This window comes from Mycobacterium sp. (assembly GCF_035697385.1).
Classification (GTDB): domain Bacteria; phylum Actinomycetota; class Actinomycetes; order Mycobacteriales; family Mycobacteriaceae; genus Mycobacterium.
Window position 1 is genome coordinate 1 of the sequence record NZ_DASSCY010000269.1, and the last position, 15,966, is coordinate 15,966.

Annotated in this window: 15 protein-coding genes; 6 read left to right on the top strand and 9 right to left on the bottom strand. The window is 65.8% G+C overall.

Annotated features, from left to right (window positions below):
- Positions 1-769, bottom strand: a 769-nt coding sequence (locus tag VFH65_RS22720) for a hypothetical protein (RefSeq protein ID WP_414688488.1), incomplete at its 3' end; no start/stop codon positions are given.
- A 180-nt stretch (positions 770-949) separates the two neighbouring features.
- Between VFH65_RS22720 and VFH65_RS22725 the strand changes: the two genes are divergently transcribed.
- Genes VFH65_RS22725 through VFH65_RS22745 form a run of 5 tightly spaced genes read left to right on the top strand, consistent with a single transcriptional unit; the run spans position 950 to position 6,200 of the window.
- The gene (locus VFH65_RS22725; protein WP_353324449.1) at positions 950-1,819 is read left to right on the top strand and encodes an ABC transporter ATP-binding protein; all 870 of its coding nucleotides are present in this window, start codon (positions 950-952) and stop codon (positions 1,817-1,819) included.
- Complete coding sequence (locus VFH65_RS22730) at positions 1,816-2,661, top strand: ABC transporter permease (protein ID WP_353324451.1); 846 nt, start codon at positions 1,816-1,818, stop codon at positions 2,659-2,661. The genes VFH65_RS22725 and VFH65_RS22730 overlap by 4 nt, the downstream gene beginning before the upstream one ends.
- Positions 2,662-2,704: 43 nt before the next feature.
- Entirely contained in the window at positions 2,705-3,808 is a 1,104-nt protein-coding gene (locus tag VFH65_RS22735; protein WP_353324453.1) for an ABC transporter substrate-binding protein, read from the top strand.
- Positions 3,805-4,989: an LVIVD repeat-containing protein gene (locus VFH65_RS22740; RefSeq protein WP_353324455.1), complete on the top strand. Its 1,185-nt coding sequence runs from the start codon at positions 3,805-3,807 to the stop codon at positions 4,987-4,989. The genes VFH65_RS22735 and VFH65_RS22740 overlap by 4 nt, the downstream gene beginning before the upstream one ends.
- Positions 4,986-6,200 (top strand): LVIVD repeat-containing protein, encoded by a 1,215-nt coding sequence (locus VFH65_RS22745; protein WP_353324456.1) that lies wholly within the window; start codon positions 4,986-4,988, stop codon positions 6,198-6,200. Before VFH65_RS22740 ends, VFH65_RS22745 begins: the two co-directional genes overlap by 4 nt.
- A 157-nt stretch (positions 6,201-6,357) precedes the next feature.
- On the opposite strand, the gene VFH65_RS22750 is transcribed toward VFH65_RS22745, so the two are convergent.
- Positions 6,358-7,884: a phytoene desaturase family protein gene (locus VFH65_RS22750; protein WP_353324458.1), complete on the bottom strand. Its 1,527-nt coding sequence runs from the start codon at positions 7,882-7,884 to the stop codon at positions 6,358-6,360.
- An 87-nt stretch (positions 7,885-7,971) separates the two neighbouring features.
- Here VFH65_RS22750 and VFH65_RS22755 point away from each other — a divergent pair, with 87 nt between their 5' ends.
- A complete protein-coding gene (locus VFH65_RS22755; RefSeq protein WP_353324459.1) occupies positions 7,972-9,033 on the top strand; it encodes an alpha/beta hydrolase family protein in 1,062 nt (353 codons plus the stop codon).
- Here VFH65_RS22755 and VFH65_RS22760 read toward each other — a convergent pair.
- The 7 genes from VFH65_RS22760 to VFH65_RS22790 form a co-directional block, all read right to left on the bottom strand.
- Positions 9,017-11,128: a xanthine dehydrogenase family protein molybdopterin-binding subunit gene (locus VFH65_RS22760; protein WP_353324461.1), complete on the bottom strand. Its 2,112-nt coding sequence runs from the start codon at positions 11,126-11,128 to the stop codon at positions 9,017-9,019. The two genes, VFH65_RS22755 and VFH65_RS22760, sit on opposite strands and share 17 nt — an antisense overlap.
- Positions 11,125-11,586, bottom strand: a complete 462-nt coding sequence (locus VFH65_RS22765; RefSeq protein WP_353324462.1) for a (2Fe-2S)-binding protein — start codon at positions 11,584-11,586, stop codon at positions 11,125-11,127. The genes VFH65_RS22760 and VFH65_RS22765 overlap by 4 nt, the downstream gene beginning before the upstream one ends.
- A 12-nt stretch (positions 11,587-11,598) precedes the next feature.
- Positions 11,599-12,243 carry a carboxymuconolactone decarboxylase family protein gene (locus VFH65_RS22770; RefSeq protein ID WP_353324463.1) on the bottom strand — a complete coding sequence of 215 codons (645 nt, stop codon included), beginning with the start codon at positions 12,241-12,243 and terminating at the stop codon, positions 11,599-11,601.
- A gap of 75 nt (positions 12,244-12,318) precedes the next feature.
- Positions 12,319-13,083: a sulfite exporter TauE/SafE family protein gene (locus VFH65_RS22775; RefSeq protein WP_353324464.1), complete on the bottom strand. Its 765-nt coding sequence runs from the start codon at positions 13,081-13,083 to the stop codon at positions 12,319-12,321.
- 16 nt (positions 13,084-13,099) lie between these two features.
- Positions 13,100-14,035 carry an alpha/beta hydrolase family protein gene (locus VFH65_RS22780; RefSeq protein ID WP_353324465.1) on the bottom strand — a complete coding sequence of 312 codons (936 nt, stop codon included), beginning with the start codon at positions 14,033-14,035 and terminating at the stop codon, positions 13,100-13,102.
- A 130-nt stretch (positions 14,036-14,165) separates the two neighbouring features.
- Positions 14,166-14,456 carry a hypothetical protein gene (locus tag VFH65_RS22785; protein ID WP_353324467.1) on the bottom strand — a complete coding sequence of 97 codons (291 nt, stop codon included), beginning with the start codon at positions 14,454-14,456 and terminating at the stop codon, positions 14,166-14,168.
- Positions 14,457-14,550: 94 nt separating this feature from the next.
- Positions 14,551-15,765: a Fic family protein gene (locus VFH65_RS22790; protein ID WP_353324469.1), complete on the bottom strand. Its 1,215-nt coding sequence runs from the start codon at positions 15,763-15,765 to the stop codon at positions 14,551-14,553.
- Positions 15,766-15,966: the final 201 nt, after the last annotated feature.

Genomic DNA, 15,966 nt, shown 5'->3' on the forward strand with positions numbered 1-15,966 from the left:
GAGTGGGGTCGAGCAGGCAGTCAAGGTGCGCAACGGCTTGCGGCTCCGCGAGCCCAAGCAACCGGCCCGCCGCCTCGAGGACCTCCGCTCGCAGACGGCCGGCGACGATGTCATGCGCGGTATCGATCACCACTTCCGCCAGACGTCCTCGCGGACCGGTGATTTCGGGGCCGTCGGCCGACATCGCCGCCATGACCGTACCGAGATAGGGGCCGATGTCCGCGACCGTGCTCACCACACGGCACCCGGCTGCGATGGCCCGCAGTTCGTTGCCAGCATTGAGGACCGTGGCCGCACAGGTGCCCTCTGTCAGCGCCGCGGCACGCCGAGGCGTCGATCCAAGCGACTCGACGCTGTAGTCGGCTTTTCCGAGGCCGGCGCGGTCAAGGAGTTCGAATGCCACGAATGCGAAGCCCGACTCGGGCACGTCGACCCCGACAACGCGATCTCGGACGTCCGCGACGTCGGTCACCGACGGTGCCAGGCACAACGACAGCCCGAGTCCCCGGTCGATGCCTGCGAGAATCTCCACCGCAAGGTTGCGCTTGAGTGGATTTGCGCGCAGGAACCGGTAGGCGAGAACGTTGTCCGGGCTTGTCATCACCGCGTCGAACTCGCCGGCTTCGAGCGACCGGAACTGAGCGGGCGACGAGGACACGGGGGTCTCGGTGACCTCGAGGCCTGCGCGGTCCAGTCGGCCGGTGGAACGAGCGAGAGCGATCAACAGCGACGGGGTGAACGTCCCGATCCGGAGCTGGGCTCGTGCCATGAACACATGGTGCCATAGCTGCAATCGTTTGTGGACAACCTCGTGGGTTGTCTACCTGCCGGTTCGCGGCCCCTGCCGACTTTTCCTCCGAGCGCCCATTGACATGACCCACGTCACATCGCAGGATGGGGCAAACGATTGCAAGGCGGTCGTAAGTGCAGAGACAGAGGTAGCGATTACATGAGTCATGCCGTTCCCTCGGTGACCCGCCGCCCGCGACCGAGTACCGGCGACTCGCCGGCGACCGGGACACCGCTGATCGAGATTCGTGGTGTCAGTGCCGGCTACGAGAACCAGCGACAGAAGACTCGGCTCATCGCCCTTCGGGACGTGCAATTGGACGTGTATCGCGGCGAGTTCGTTGCCATCGTCGGCCCGTCCGGGTGTGGCAAGACCACGTTGATCAACATGATCGCCGGATTCATGAAACCCCTGGAAGGGACGATCCGGGTCGATGGCCAGGTCGTCCACGGGCCCGGTCCTGACCGGGCCATGGTGTTCCAGGACTACGCGGTGCTGCCATGGCGCACCGTCTACAAGAACGTCATGTTCGCGCTGGAGAACAGGCACCCCCGCCCTTCGAAGGAGTTGTCGCGGGAGCGCATCGGCCGCGCCCTCGAACTCGTCGGTCTCACCGGTTTCGAAAAGTCTTTTCCGTACGAGCTCTCCGGCGGCATGCGACAACGGGTCGGGATCGCCAGAGCGCTGGTGTCAGAGCCGGAGATCTTGTTGATGGACGAGCCCTTCGGCGCTGTTGATGCCATGACGCGCGAGGCCATGCAGGCGGAGTTCGAGAAGATCATCGCCGAGACGGGCCAGACCGTCTTTTTCATCACCCACTCGATCGACGAGGCGCTGACACTCGCGGATCGGGTGGTGATCGTGTCGAACCGGCCGGGCAGGGTCAAGGAAATCATCGACGTCGACCTCCCCAGATCGCGCTTCGACGAGGGTGTCAAGCGCAGTGCGCGGTTCGGCGAGCTACGCGAGCACATCTGGAGCCAGCTCCAGGCCGAGGCACTTGGCGCAAAGACCGGAGGGGACCGATGAGCGCGGGCACACTGCCGACGACGAACCCGAACGCCGATTCGACCTCGGTCACCGAGGCCATCACCCGTAGCAGGTGGGCGCCGTTCCGGAGCCTTTTCATCACGCTGATCAACCTGACGCTGTTCTTCGTGGGCTGGCAGCTGCTCGCACTGTCCGAAGTCATCAATCCGCTGTTCTTCCCGAAGGCCACGGACATGTTCTCGGCGATGTACCACGGTTTCGTCGATGGCGTCATAGGTCCGCAACTGCTCCACAGCTTGAAGAACTTCACGATCGGCATGCTGATCGCCGCGGCGATCGGCATCCCCGTCGGGCTGTTGATGGGCGGCGTTCGGATCATCGACCTGATCCTGTCTCCCTACGTGTGGGCGATGACAGCGTTGCCGCGCGTCGCACTCATTCCCCTTCTGATCCTCGTTCTTGGCTTCGGCAATTCCATGCAGCTCACGATCATCGTGCTATCGGCGGTCTTTCCGATCATGGTCAACTGCATGGAAGGGGTGAAGACCGTCGATCCGTCGCTTGTGCGCGCCGGTCGTGTCTTCGGTACCAGCGAGGCCCAGCTGTACGTCAAGGTGATCTTGCCGTTCACGCTGCCGTTCGTCGTCAGTGGCATCAACCAGGGCATCGCCCGCGGGCTGGTCGGGATGCTCATCGGGGAGCTGCTCGGCGGCGGAGGAAAAGGTCTCGGATTCCTGCTCGATCGCGCGGGCGACCAGTTCGATGCGCCGATGATGTACGCAACTCTGTTGCTGCTCGCGATCATCTCGGTCGGCCTCGTGCAGGGAATGCGATGGATCGAACGCCGCGCCGCGCCATGGCGCGACTTCTCACGTGCGTAGGCACCCCAAGATTCACACAACTTCACATAACAAGGAGAAGTGCATGAGGAGAAGCAAACGATTGCTCGCGTTGCTCAGCGCGAGTTTGGCGTTCGCGACGGTGCTCACGTCCTGCGGAGGCGGAGGCGACGACGCCGCCAGCGGGGGCGGTGAGACGGCCAGCATTCCCACCAACGCCGACGAGGTCGACGCCACCATCGACACGTCGAAGGTGAAGAAGTCGATCATCGTGGCGGTGGACAACCCGTACTACCTGTTCCATGTGGACGTCCTGGTGGCGCAGGAGAAGGGCTACTTCAAGGAAGTCGGGATCGACAACGTCGAGATCGTGACTGTCGAGGACCCGCTGCCTGCGCTCATCGGAGGGTCGGTGGACTTCGCGCTCTACGACACCGATACCACCATCGCCGCGGCGAACAAGTCGAACGCGGGGGTGAAGTATCTGTCGGTCTATCTCGGTGGTGAGGCGAACATCCTCGGCGTGCGTGAGGGCATCAACAACGCCGAGGACCTCAAGGGCAAGACGATCACCGGCGGACAGTTCGGCAGCCGAAACGACTTCTTGATTCGAAAGCTCCTCACCGACAACGGCCTCAACCCCGATACGGACGTCAATCTGGTGAGCACAGGCGGTCAGTCCAACGAGCGTCTGCAGTCCGTGATCGCAGGCACGGTCGACGGCGCCAGCCTTCAGCTCCGGCACAGGTCACTGATAGAGGAGGCGGGTGGCAAGTTCCTGTTCCAGGAACTCGGACGCGCGCCCCAAAATGGTTGGGCTGCCAACGAAATCCTGACCGAGAGCCCTGAGACCGCGGTCGCCTTCCTTAACGCGACGCTGAAGGCGCGCCAGTACATCAACGACGTGGCCAACAAGGACGCGGTGCTCGACCTGATGGCGACCAAGGGATTTGAACTCCCGCAGCCGTACCGCGATGTGTACGCCGATGAGCAGAGCCCGGACTATCACACCGGCGACGGAGGCTTCGACATCGCCGATATGGATCAGTTCGTCAACGAACAGATCGAGCTGAAAGTGATTCCGCCGGGCACCAATTGGCAAGAATACGTCGACCTGGTCCCGCTGTGGCGCGCCCAGAAGGCGCTGAACCTGCCCCTGCGACCCGACCCCGCCGACTTGGCACAGTGACGACGGAAACCGCATCGGCCCACGGGGTTCGGCTCCTCGGCCAGCACGACTTGGCCGGACGAGGCGACGGTATGCAGGTGATGCGTCACGGCGACGCACTGTATGTCGGGCATGCCGGCGCGACAGGGGCGGGCACGTCGATCCTCGACGTGTCCGCTCCTGATCAACCGAAACTGGTGGCGCAGTGGGATGCTCCCGCCAATACCCACACCCACAAGGTGCAGATCGCCGATGGGCTGTTGCTCGTCAATCACGAGCGATTCCCGTACCGGCCCAAGGCGCCGCTGGGGCCGCATTCGGCCGGTGTCGCGATCTACCGACTGGAGGACCCCTTCGAGCCGAAGCAGATCGCGTTCTGGGAGTCAGGGGGCAAGGGCGTCCACCGCATTGTCTGGGAGGGCGGACGCTATGCCCACATGTCAAGTACGCCAGCGGGATTCACCGACCGCATCTGGATGACCATCGATCTGGCGGAGCCCGAACGACCCACACTCGCTGCACGCTGGTGGTGGCCGGGACAGTGGACCGACGGGGGCGAGATCGCCGACTGGGCTGAGGGTCATCGCGTCGCGGCGCACCACGGGCTTGCCGAGGGCAAGTACACCTACCTTGGCTACGACGACGCGAACCTGGTCGTGCTCGACACGTCCGATCCGACCGCCCCACGCGAGGTGTCACGCCTGCAGTGGGGTGGCGGGGCGACCCACACCTGCCTGCCCCTAGCGGGTCGCGGGCTGCTCGTCGCCACCGACGAGCAGCAACACGACGGCCCGCACGGCGAGGAGCGACGGATACACCTGATCGACATCGCGGACCCGTCGGCGCCCCGATACCTGCGGACGCTGCCCGCGCCTGACGCATCGTTCGACGAACTTCCTCAACGCTATGGACCGCACAATCTGCACGAGAACCGCGACGGGTCTTACCAAAGCAACCGGGTGGTGTTCGCGACCTACTTCAGCGCAGGACTGCGCGTCTACGACCTGTCGGACCCGGAGGATCCGCGCGAAGTCGCGCACTGGGTCAGCGAGGCACCGGCCGGGTCGCCCGTGCCGCAGGCCAATGATCTGTTCGTCGATGAGCACGGCCTGATCTGGGTCACCGACCGCGGCACCGGCGGCGTCTTCTGTCTCGAGCCGCTGCCGGAATTGGCCGATCTGATGGCGCAGGCGGCTTCGTGAGCGCAGGCCCACCCGGGTTCACCTCCGACGGTGTCGATTTCGTCGGGTATCACGACGTCGGCGGCAAGCCCATCTTCAAGCTGGCCATGCAGGTGGTCGATCAGCGCTGGTATCTCTACGCGACGCATTTCTGGGAACCGCGGATGTCGATCTTCGACGTATCCGATCCCGCCGATCCTCGCCTGGTCGGCGCGATCGAGGGGCCCGAGCACGCCGCGACCTGGCAGGTCCAGGTCGCCGACGGGTTGCTGGTCCAGGGCATGGAGCATCGCCCGCCGGCATGGGGCGGCAACCCCGCTCTCAACGCGAACGAAGGCATCCGAATCTTCGACGTGAGCAATCCTGTCGATCCGCAGCTGCTCAGCGAGTGGGACACAGGCGATCACGGCGTGCACCGCAACCACTTCACGGGTGGCCGCTATCTGCATGTGACGGCGGGGCGCCGCGGGTTCGAAGGCAACATCTACGTGATCCTCGACGTCGCCGATCCGCGGCGTCCCGTTGAGGTCGCGATGTGGTTCCTGCCCGAGCAGTATGTTGCGGCTGGCGCCACCCCGCAGCGACGCATCTCCTTGCACGGACCGCCCTACGCCCTCGGTGACCGCGCCTACCTCAGCTACGGGGCCGCAGGAGTCGTCATCCTCGACATCTCGGACATCGCGCGGCCGACGCTGGTCTCGCGGCTGGACATCGGGGCCGCGTTCTCGAGCATGATCGCGATGCACTCCGTGGTCCCCCTTCCTGCGCGAAACCTGTTGCTGGTCAACACCGAAGCGATCGCCGAACGGCAGCAGGAGGCGTACAACTTCGCGGGCATCGTCGACGTCAGCGACGAGCAGAACCCGCGCCTGATGTCGCTGCTGCCGATACCCGAGCCTGCGGCGGGCGCGGGGTATCCGAACTTCAGCACGCGGGGCGGGCGGTTCGGACCGCACAATCAGCACCACCCACAAGGTCCCGAACTCTTCGCCGACGACAACCTGATGTTCATGACGTGGTTCAACGCTGGGCTGCGGGTCTACGACATCAGCGATGCCTATCTGCCGCGCGAGATCGCCTGGTATCTACCCGACGACCCCACCGAACGCCGCGGCCTGCTTCCGAAGACTTTGGTCACCCAGTCCGAAGACGTCCTCGTCGATGCGCGCGGGAACATCTACTTCTCCGACAAGAACCACGGCCTGCATATCGTGCGGCTGACCGGCCGGTGAGTGTGGAGTTGTGTCACGCTCTGAGCGAAAACGCGTGGCACAACTACACACTCGTGGCGCGCGTCGCCGCCGAACCTCGACGAATGGCCACTTATCGTACGCCGCGTGCGAAATCGCGTGTCATAACTGGCCACTCGACAACCCGGGGGCTGAGCGGTCAGGGCACCGACATCGGCGATGTCAGGCCGAGGTCGGCGAGCACCGTGCGTGCGGTGTTGCGCCCCGGCCTTCCCGACACCGAACCGCCCGGGTGCGACGTCGAGCCGGTCAGGTAGAGACCCGGAACATCGGTGCGGTAGTCGAGCCAGCCGGGGATGACCGTACCGTCGTCGAGCGCGAACTCGCCGCCGTGGCAGGATCCGCCGATATTCGAAAGGTTGTGCGCGGCAAGCGATGTTGGCGATTCAGGCCTGATGGCCAGGATGTCGGCGTCGTCGATCCCGTCGATATGACGACGGGCGATGCCAATTAGCACCTGCGCGTACGCCATCGCATCGGCGTCCGACCACGCACCGCCGTCGTGAAGCATCGGCGCTGCGGTCAGGAACTTGAACGTGCCGCCCGGCGCGCGCTGGGGATCGACCGCCGTCGACGACATCATCAGCAGCCACGGATCCTCGGTCTCCAGGTGCCCCGACGACACCCCGGCGACCTGGCGAAGCAGACCCTCCGGACTGCCGAGGGCCCCGGCCGCCGATGTGAGGGCTCCGCTCTCCGATCGGTAGCGGACATCGGCGCGGAGCGCGAAATGCACTGCGAACAACGGGATCCCCGGTCGCCAGCAGCGCGCGGCCTCGTCGGCGACCGTCGAAGCGGTGCTGAGCATTTCGCGCAGTTCGCGTAGATGGCTGCCTGCGACGACGGCCCGGCTTGCCAGGAACTCGCGCCCGTCATCGGTGCGCACCCCGACACAGTGCCCCTCTTCCACCATTACCGACCGCACCGACGCCGACGTCTCCACGGTGCCGCCGTGGTCAATGATGTGGGCCGCCAGGGCATTTGGCAACGCGCCAGAGCCGCCGACGGGAGTAGCCCAGCCGAAGGCCAATCGACCGGCCATGATCGCGGCAGGCAGCGCGCCGGTGCCGGGTCGCTGCGGCGGCTGGATCGTGGCGAAACCCATCCAGGCCATCACCCGACGCGTGACCGGATGGTGGAACGTCGAGGCGATGACGTCCCATGCGCTGCGGCTCCGCAACTCCTCGTAGCTGCGTGACCACGGCTCGTCGGGCAGGGGCATTCCTGCGGACAGATACGCATGCGCGATCCGCTGGCCGGCGTTCCAGTCCTCGATCATCGTGACGAGTGCATCGGCATCGGCGCGGGAGTAGCGGGCGAACTCCGCGGCGGTCTCGGCGAGTTTCGGGTGAACCGTCAGCAGGTCGCCGTCGGGAAGCGGAAAGACCACCGCCGGGTCGGTGACGATGTACTTCAGCCCGTAGCGTGCGATCAACCCGAGCTCGTCGTCGCGGATCAACGGGTTCGACTGCAGTACGACGTGCGCTGTCGAGCACGAGTCGTGATGCCATCCGGGCAGGGTGAGCTCCTCGGTCACGGTGTTGCCGCCGATCACGTCGCGACCTTCGAGCACCGTGACGGACAGACCGGCCTCGGCCAGGTAGGCCGCGCACACAAGCGCGTTATGCCCACCGCCCACCACAACAACATCGCTGGTTGGAGCCACTTTCGTCCTTCCATGAACACATCCCTCCTGCTACGGTAGAAGCCGCCGCAATCGTTTGCAATGGTGGAAATCGAAGAGGACGCACGCATGGACGAATACGTCGCCTCCGCCCGTTCGCACTGGGGTCCGCGATTCACCGCCAACGGTGTGCCCGCCGCCGACTTCGATCGCGTGATGGCCGGGCTGGAATCCTGGGCCGACTGGTGTACCGCCTGGTCGGACGCGGCGAGCGTGCATGAGAAGCTCGGGAAAGAGGCGCTTGAGCAGGGCCGACTTCGCTCCGCGGGTGCGCACCTGAGCACGGCGGCCGTCGTGTATCACTTCGCGAAGTTCGTCTATGTCCGCGACCTGGTGCAGATGCGCACCGCCCACCAAGCCGCCGTGCGGTGCCTCGATGCCGCGCTGCCGCACCTGGACCCGTCCGGTGAGCGGATCGAGATGCCGTTCGAGGGCGCCACGATGTTCGGCATCCTGCGCAAACCCCACGCCCCTGCGCCTCATCCGACCGTGATCTGTGTGCCTGGCCTCGACTCGACCAAGGAGGAGCTGCGGGCCACCGAGCAGCTCTTCCTGGAACGCGGCCTCGCCACCTTCAGCGTCGACGGCCCCGGGCAAGGTGAAGCGGAGTACGACCTGCCGATCCGTGCGGACTGGGAGGTGCCGGGCCGGGCATTCGTCGACGCGCTTGCCGCACGCGACGACATCGACGCCGATCGCATCGGCGTCTGGGGAGTGAGCCTCGGCGGCTACTACGCGCCCCGATTCGCCAGTGGCGACGAGCGGGTCAAGGCGTGCGTAAGCCTGTGTGGCCCATATACATTCGGCGAGAACTGGGACATCCTGCCGGCCCTGACCCGGGAGACGTTCACGGTCCGGTCGAGAGCGAAGGACGAGGACGACGCCCGCGCCCTGGCGCTCACCCTCACGATGGACGGCCGGACGGCCTCTCTGCGCTGCCCAACGCTGGTCGTCGCGGGCAAGAAGGACCGTCTGATCCCGTGGCAGCAGGCCGAGCGGCTGCACCGTGAGGTCGAAGGAAGCGACTTCCTGCTACTGGAGGACGGCAATCACGGCTGTGCCAATGTTCTTGCCGCGCACCGGTACCGCACGGCGGACTGGATGGCCGCCCACCTCAAGGTGCCGAGTTGATCGCCGCCACGATGTTGTCGGGCGTGAAAGGCAGCGTCCTGACGCGAACGCCGATGGCGTCGGCTAGCGCGTTGCCGATCGCAGCAGGCACCGGTCCCTGAGTCGCCTCGCCCGCTCCGAGCGGCGGTTCGTCGGGACGTTGCAGCAGGTGCACCTCGACGTGGGGCACCTGGTCGAACCGCGCGATCGGGTAGGACTCCCAGTCGGTGCTGGTGATCGAGTGCCTGTCGAATCGGACCTGCTCGAACAACGCCCAACTGGCCGCCTGGATGGCGCCGCCCTCGACCTGGTTGCGCACGCCGTCGACGTTCACGGCCCGACCGACATCGACGGCGATCGTCAGGCGGGTGACATGCAGCCGGTCGGTCGCTTCCACGTCGGCGACGACGGCGCAGTAGGAGCTCCGGTTCTTGTAGCGACAGAACGCGATGCCCCGGCCGTGACCGTCCGGCAGCGGTGCTCCCCAGTCGGCTGCGGAAGCGGCGGTGCTCAGAACCTCCCGCGCCCGATCATCGGACAGGTGGGCGAGCCGCATCTCCAGCGGATCCCGCCCGATCGCAAGGGCAAGCTCGTCGATGGCGGACTCCGTGGCGAAGGTGTTGAGGTTGCTGCCAAGCGAACGCAGTGACGACGTGCGGATCGGCATCGTCAGTAGCCGGTGAACCGTCACGTCGACCCTGGCGAAGTCGTAGTACGGCTCGGCGTTGCGCTGCGAGCCGTAACCGCGATCGGCGGGTGGGTCCACTGCCGGAGGGAGCATCGGGACGCCGGCGCGGTGGGCATCGGCCAGTAGGACGTGGCGCGGCGCGTAACCGGGCCGGGCTGTGTGGCCATTGCTCCACAGCTCGTATGACCAGTCGGTGATCGTCCCGTGCTCGTCGACGCTGGCGGTGACATCGGCGACCATGGCCGCGCCGAACGGTCCCCACGACAATTCGTCGGCGCGGCTCCAGAGGACCCGGACATGCCGGCCCGGTACCCGTGTCGCGATCAGTGCCGCATCCATCGCGGCGTCGTCGGCGGCATTGTGGCCGTATGCGCCCGCGCCCTCGACGTGCTGGACCACGACCGCTTCCGGACTCAGATCCAGGGCCGTCGCGATGGCGCGGCCCAGGGTGAACACGCCTTGACTGTGGCTCCAGACTTCGAGGCGTCCGTCGTCGTAGTGCGCGACGGCACAGCTGGGGGCGATCGATGCGTGCGCGAGGTAGGGCCTCGAGTACGTGGCAGCCACCACGGCCGACGCGTCGTCGTGCTGTGCGCCGTCATTGCGGACGTGGCTCGTCTCCGCATCGGCGGTCCGCAACCAGCCCCCGATGTCCTCGGGGTCGGGCAGCTCGATGCCTGCCGACCATGACGCCGCAGCCGCAAGCGCTTCTGCGGCCTGCGTGGCCTGGCCTTCGCGACGGGCGACGACGGCGAGGAAGTCGCCGTCGCGCACGATCTGCTCGACGCCGGACATGGCCGAAATGCCTTCCAGCGGAGCGTCTTCGAGGTGTGCTCCCGGGCCAGGAGGCCGCACGACCATGGCATGCAGCATGCCGTCGAACTCCAGGTCGTGGATGAAACGTGGACGGCCAAGCACCTTGTCGGGCAGGTCGATTCGAGCCAGGTCCTTCGATATGGGAGGGGCTAGCTCGACGTCGAGCGATGACTCACCGACCCGGACGTGGAGGTCGACGATGCCGGAAAGGTCGGCGTACGAACCGATCCGGGCGCCGTCGGGGCTCGCGAACACACCGGACACCAACCGGACCTGCTTGACGTCCAACCCCGCCTTGCGGGCGGCCGCCCGACGGAACAACTCGCGCGCCTCGGCGCAGACCCGCCGGACAGCCGCTCCGGAGACGGTTATCGACAGGCTTCCTGCCGTCAGGCCCTCATCGGGTGACGACGCCGTGTTGGTTGCGGCGGCACGGACGGATTCCGGCGGAACGTCGAGCTCGTGCGCGGCGATCTGAGTCAGGGCCGTGAGGATCCCCTGCCCGAGCTCGACCTTGCCGACGCGCAGTCCGATCGCGCCGTCGTCGGCGACCGTCAGCCACGTCGATATCCACGGATTGGTGATCAGCGAAGCCGGCAGCTGTGATGTCACGTTCCCGAACCTGCCGCCGCGAGCACGGCATCGACGAAGCGCAAATGTGTGCCGCAGCGGCATAGGTTGCGGTCCAACGCCGCCAAGACCTCGTCGCGGGTCGGCCGGGGATTGTCGCGTAAGAGCGCGGCGGCGCTCATGATGATCCCGGCAATGCAATAGCCACACTGACCGGCCTGCAGTTCAAGGAACGCGGACTGCAGCGGGTGCAAGGCGTCGGGGCGACCGAGGCCGGCGAGGGTCTGCACCTCGTCGCGGACGTACTCCACGGGGGTGTCGCACGACGGTGTCGGATGGCCGGCGATCAAGACGATGCACGCCCCGCATTGGCCGAGGCCGCAGCCGAACTTCGGTGACTTGTCGCCGATGTCGTTGCGCAGCACCTCCAGCAGGGACGTGTCCGCGGGAACGTCGACGTTGTATTCGCGGCTGTTGACGGTCAGCTTGAACGAGGCCACGTCGCCGTTTTATCAGGCCTGGCTGTCGGCAGCCCAGTAACTGGGTTCCGCCTTGCTGGCAGCCAGGTGATCGGCTGTCTCGAATCCGGGAGCCATCGACGCGGAAGTGCCCGCCATGTACTGGTGATGGTCGATGCCGAGCAACCGAATCCAGCTCTGCTGACCGAAAGTCAGAGCGATGCAGCAGCCCAGCTCGACCAGTTCCTGCTCCGAGAAGTGGGCGTGCAGACGGGCCCAGAGTCCGTCGAGGTCCTGGCTACCCCAGGCAATGGCCTCGGCGTAGGCGAGGGCGGCCTTCTGTCGTTCGTCGTAGAGGTCGGAGGTCTCGAAGTTGAGAAGCTGGTCGTACTGCTGCTCTTCGAGGCCTGCCGAGGCGGCCTTCTCCGAACGCTGGTTGCCGCAGAACTCGCACTTGACCGTTCTGGAGATGTACACCCGGCACAGATCCTTGATCGCATGGTCAACGACTCCGCTGTGGAACTGGGACTGCCAGCTGTCGGCGAAGGCCCAGAACGCCTCCGGCGAGTGGGCGCGGACGGCGGAGCTCTCGGGTCGCGGTGTGCCGTGCTTCGCGCAGCGCTCCATCTCCGCCTGCATGCGCTCGTCCATCTGCTCGAGCGGTACGTAACTGATGCGCTGCGTGATGGTCTGGCTCATGCCGCTCCCCGGGGGATGCAATCGATTGTTATGGCCAGTATGTGCTGGCCCCTGCAAGGCGTCAAGACCCGCCGGTCAGTCGAACACCAAGATCTTGATGAGCGCGAGTGAGCCGATCACCACGATGAGGGCGCGGAGCACCGCGGGCGGGAGCCGCCGGCCGTAGCGGGCGCCGAGATAGCCGCCGAGAAATGCTCCGCCCGAGATCAGCGCGACCACCGACCAGTCGATGTAGTGGTTGGCGAAGGTGATGAACGTCAATGCGGCCGCGAGGTTGACCAGGGTCGCGAGCACGTTCTTGATCGCGTTGAGGCGTTGGATGCCGTCGCTGAGGATCATTCCCATGAGTCCGACGAGCAGGATCCCCTGGGCGGCGCCGAAGTATCCGCCGTAGATGCCGAGGAAGAAAATGCCGACGGTGAGCAGGACCCCCGAGAGCCTCGACTCGGATTCTTCGTGTTGTGCTGCGGCCGTGCGCTTTTGGACGCTCGGCCCGACGAGGACCATGAGCAGGCCGAGCGCAATGAGGGCAGGCACTATCGCCTTGAACGATTCGGCGGGCAGCACGAGTAACAGGACGGCGCCCACGAGCGCACCCGCGATCGATGCCGGCGCCAGGCGCACCAGGATTGGTCGATTCGGGCGTAGCTCGCGGCGGTACCCGAAGACGCCGGAGACGCCGCCCGCAACCATGCCGAGGTTGTTGGACACGTTCGCGGTGAGCGGCGGGAAGCCGAAGAGGAGCAGCGTCGGGAAGGTCACTAGAGTTCCCGAGCCGACGATGACGTTGATCCCGCCGGCCCACACCCCGGCCGCGAAGATCGCGACGGCTTCGATCATCGCCGGACGCCGGTGTTCAGCGGGCGAGGTGGCGGTCGAGGAACGCGATGACGCCGTCGATCGCGCGTTCCTGCACGTCATCGATTTCGACGGCGCCGTCGGTGCCGACGGTCGGAAAGATGTAGCCGTGTAGCGGGTGGTCCCACGAGACCCAGGCGGCGTCCTTCCCGCTGGCGGCAAGAAGGTCGTAGCTCAGCCGGAAGATGCCTTGCAGGTGGTCGTCGTCGCGGCCCATCACCAGGATGGGAAGCGAGATGGGTTCGATGCGCTCCAGTGCGAGCGGTTCGTTGATCCGTGAGCGGACGAACGCCGGATCGCGCATCTGCATTTCCTCGATGTTGCGCAGCTGGGTGTCCGGGTTCGTGAAGGCCGAGTCGTCTGGGGTGAGATCGAGGAACTCGTGATTGGCGGGCTCGCAGGCGACCCCGGCCTTGAGCGGACTGTCATATTGGGACGCGATCTTGAACAACATCTCACCGGCGTGGCTCACTCCGACGTGACCGAGCCGATCGGCGTCGATCTGCGGGTGCGCGGCGACGTGTTCGAGGATGGCGAGCTCGTCCTCGAACTCCAACGGCGAACGGCTCATCAAATCCATGCCCTGTCGTCGGTCCACGACGAGACGTCCGCCGTGATGGAAACCGAGCTCGACCTCGGTCCGGTACCGGCCCCACGCACAGGCGTAACCCGCGTCGAGCAGGCGTTCCATGATGTAGCCGTGTGTGGCGACCCGTCGACGCAGCCATTCCATACCGCCCCCGCCGTTGCCGTAGGCGAGGAAGACGAACGGAAGGCCGGTGGCGTCCGGCGACGGCAGGCGCAGGGCGTACGGGGCATAGAGGCCGTCCCAGGTTTCGGCCAAGTGGTAGCTGACCGGCCGGGACGAACCGGGCATGTGTTCGGTGATCGCTGCGTAGCTCGGTGCAGGCATGCAACGGGTCCAATCGGTCATCGGTGACGCACGGTGCAAACGATTGCACCGTAGCACAGCGGTCGATTACTGCATTGGAAAGGGCAGGCTGCCGCGCCAAGCTCTCGGCGGTGGCGCTACAACAACACCCGGCCGGCGACGGACAAGAGTCCTAGCGTTGGCTTTCAGCCGTTCGGCACTTGCAAACCGCCCGTACCCCGCGGCCGCCCTGGGTGCTGCCGCCGTCGCCGAACGAGATCCACCTCAGCTTTTCGAGCGGCACGACCCGGTTGATGGCCTCCGGCACCAGCGGGAGCACCTGTCGATGACCGCAGTAGAAGAGGAACGGCTCGTCGCCGAGCAGCAGGAATTGGTTGAAGGTGAAGCCGCTCTCGGTGATCTCTGGAACGAACGTGGACAACCGGTAGACGTCCGTTCCGATCTCGTCGACTTCGGTGTCCATAGGCCGATGATGCGCCGACTTCTGCACCAGGGTCGCGGATTTGACGACGGAACGACCGAGGCGCAGAACTCGCGGAGGTATTTGTGCGGCGGCGTCAGGCCGGGAGTCCGCGCCGGCCGGCGCGGGCCGCGAATGCGTCGAGTGCACCAAGAACCTCGGGGGCGCGCCAGGCACGATTGCGGGTGCGGTCGGTGAATTCGGCGATGATCCCCGCCTCGGTGAGGGGGTCCACGTAGCGGCGGGCGTTGCCCGTCGAGATGCCCAGCTCGCGCTGCAGCAGCTGCGCGTTGATTACGGGGCGGCGCAGCAGCAGGTCCGCGACTCGGTGGACGGCGGAGTCGCGGCGGGCGGTGATCTTCGATTCCCAGCCGGCCCGGATTGAGCGCAGGTCGTTGACGAGACGGCGACCATTGGTGACGGCCAAAACGGATGCGGCCGAGAGTCTTTCGACAATCGGGGCGGCGTCGCCCGCCCGGTAAGAGGTGAGTGCGTCGAAATAGGAGTCGGTGTCGGTCAGCAGACCGGCCGAGACTGGCACGGTGACCTGGCGGGTCAGCCGTTTGTTGCGCAGCATTGCCTGGATCAGTGCCCTACCGGTGCGCCCATTGCCGTCGGAGAAGGGGTGGATCGTCTCGAACTGTGCGTGAGCGATCGCGATCTGCGTCAGCGCCGGGATGTCGGCGCGTTTCGTGAAGCGGATCAGGTCGTCGATCGCCGGGGCAACCAGCTCGTGGCGAGGCGGGATGAAATCGGCACCGCACGGTCCGAAGTCGCCACCGCCGATCCACACCGGCTCGGTGCGCCACTTACCGGCAATGGCCGGCTTGCTGGAACCCATCAGCGCGGCTTGCATGGACAAGATCGCGTCGCCGTCGATCCGGTCCGCAAGGGCGACGGCAGCTTTCATCGCTACGGTGTTGGCGACAATGAGGGCTGCGTTGTGACGGCTGGTGTCGCCCAGCTCCGCTTCGGCGATCGCTTTTGCGGAGGCCGTCAGGTTCTCGATGTTCGAACTGGCCGCCGATTCCGTCCGCAGCAGCACCGAAGAGAAGGGGGCGATCTCATCGCCGAGTTCCGCGTCGAACCGCGCGATTTCGTGGCTGGCTTCCTCGGCGTCGACGATGACGCTCGCGGGCAGCGTGACCGCAAGCTCGGCGATCTCTGCGGGGATGGCGGCCATGTACTTGCCGGACTGGCGCTGCGCCGCCCGAAGATCGGCTAGGCCGTACCCAGCCTCAACCGGCATCTCCCAGTCGAGGGTCTCGTAACGGACAGCGGGCCAGATTTTGGTCGGGCCATCTGATGCCATGCATTCAAGGTAGCATCACTTAGATGATTAAGTGATGCTAACGCTGGCTGTTGGCATCACTTAGTGACCCGGGAACAAACGCGCCGACCGTGCCGTTGACCACTTCGATAGTTGAGTGCATTAGGCTCAGGTCTTGGTTGACAGGGTAATGTCGGCCGGAGCAGTCTTGAGTGCGGTGCACTCAGACCCCTAGAACGTCTG

What these genes read in the sequence shown, in the direction of transcription:
- VFH65_RS22725 (WP_353324449.1), top strand. Translation starts at nt 950, where the DNA reads ATGAGTCATGCCGTTCCCTCGGTGACCCGCCGCCCGCGACCGAGTACC.
- VFH65_RS22730 (WP_353324451.1), top strand. Translation starts at nt 1,816, where the DNA reads ATGAGCGCGGGCACACTGCCGACGACGAACCCGAACGCCGATTCGACC.
- VFH65_RS22735 (WP_353324453.1), top strand. Translation starts at nt 2,705, where the DNA reads ATGAGGAGAAGCAAACGATTGCTCGCGTTGCTCAGCGCGAGTTTGGCG.
- VFH65_RS22755 (WP_353324459.1), top strand. Translation starts at nt 7,972, where the DNA reads ATGGACGAATACGTCGCCTCCGCCCGTTCGCACTGGGGTCCGCGATTC.
- VFH65_RS22770 (WP_353324463.1), bottom strand. Translation starts at nt 12,243, where the DNA reads ATGAGCCAGACCATCACGCAGCGCATCAGTTACGTACCGCTCGAGCAG.
- VFH65_RS22775 (WP_353324464.1), bottom strand. Translation starts at nt 13,083, where the DNA reads ATGATCGAAGCCGTCGCGATCTTCGCGGCCGGGGTGTGGGCCGGCGGG.
- VFH65_RS22780 (WP_353324465.1), bottom strand. Translation starts at nt 14,035, where the DNA reads ATGACCGATTGGACCCGTTGCATGCCTGCACCGAGCTACGCAGCGATC.
- VFH65_RS22785 (WP_353324467.1), bottom strand. Translation starts at nt 14,456, where the DNA reads ATGGACACCGAAGTCGACGAGATCGGAACGGACGTCTACCGGTTGTCC.
- VFH65_RS22790 (WP_353324469.1), bottom strand. Translation starts at nt 15,765, where the DNA reads ATGGCATCAGATGGCCCGACCAAAATCTGGCCCGCTGTCCGTTACGAG.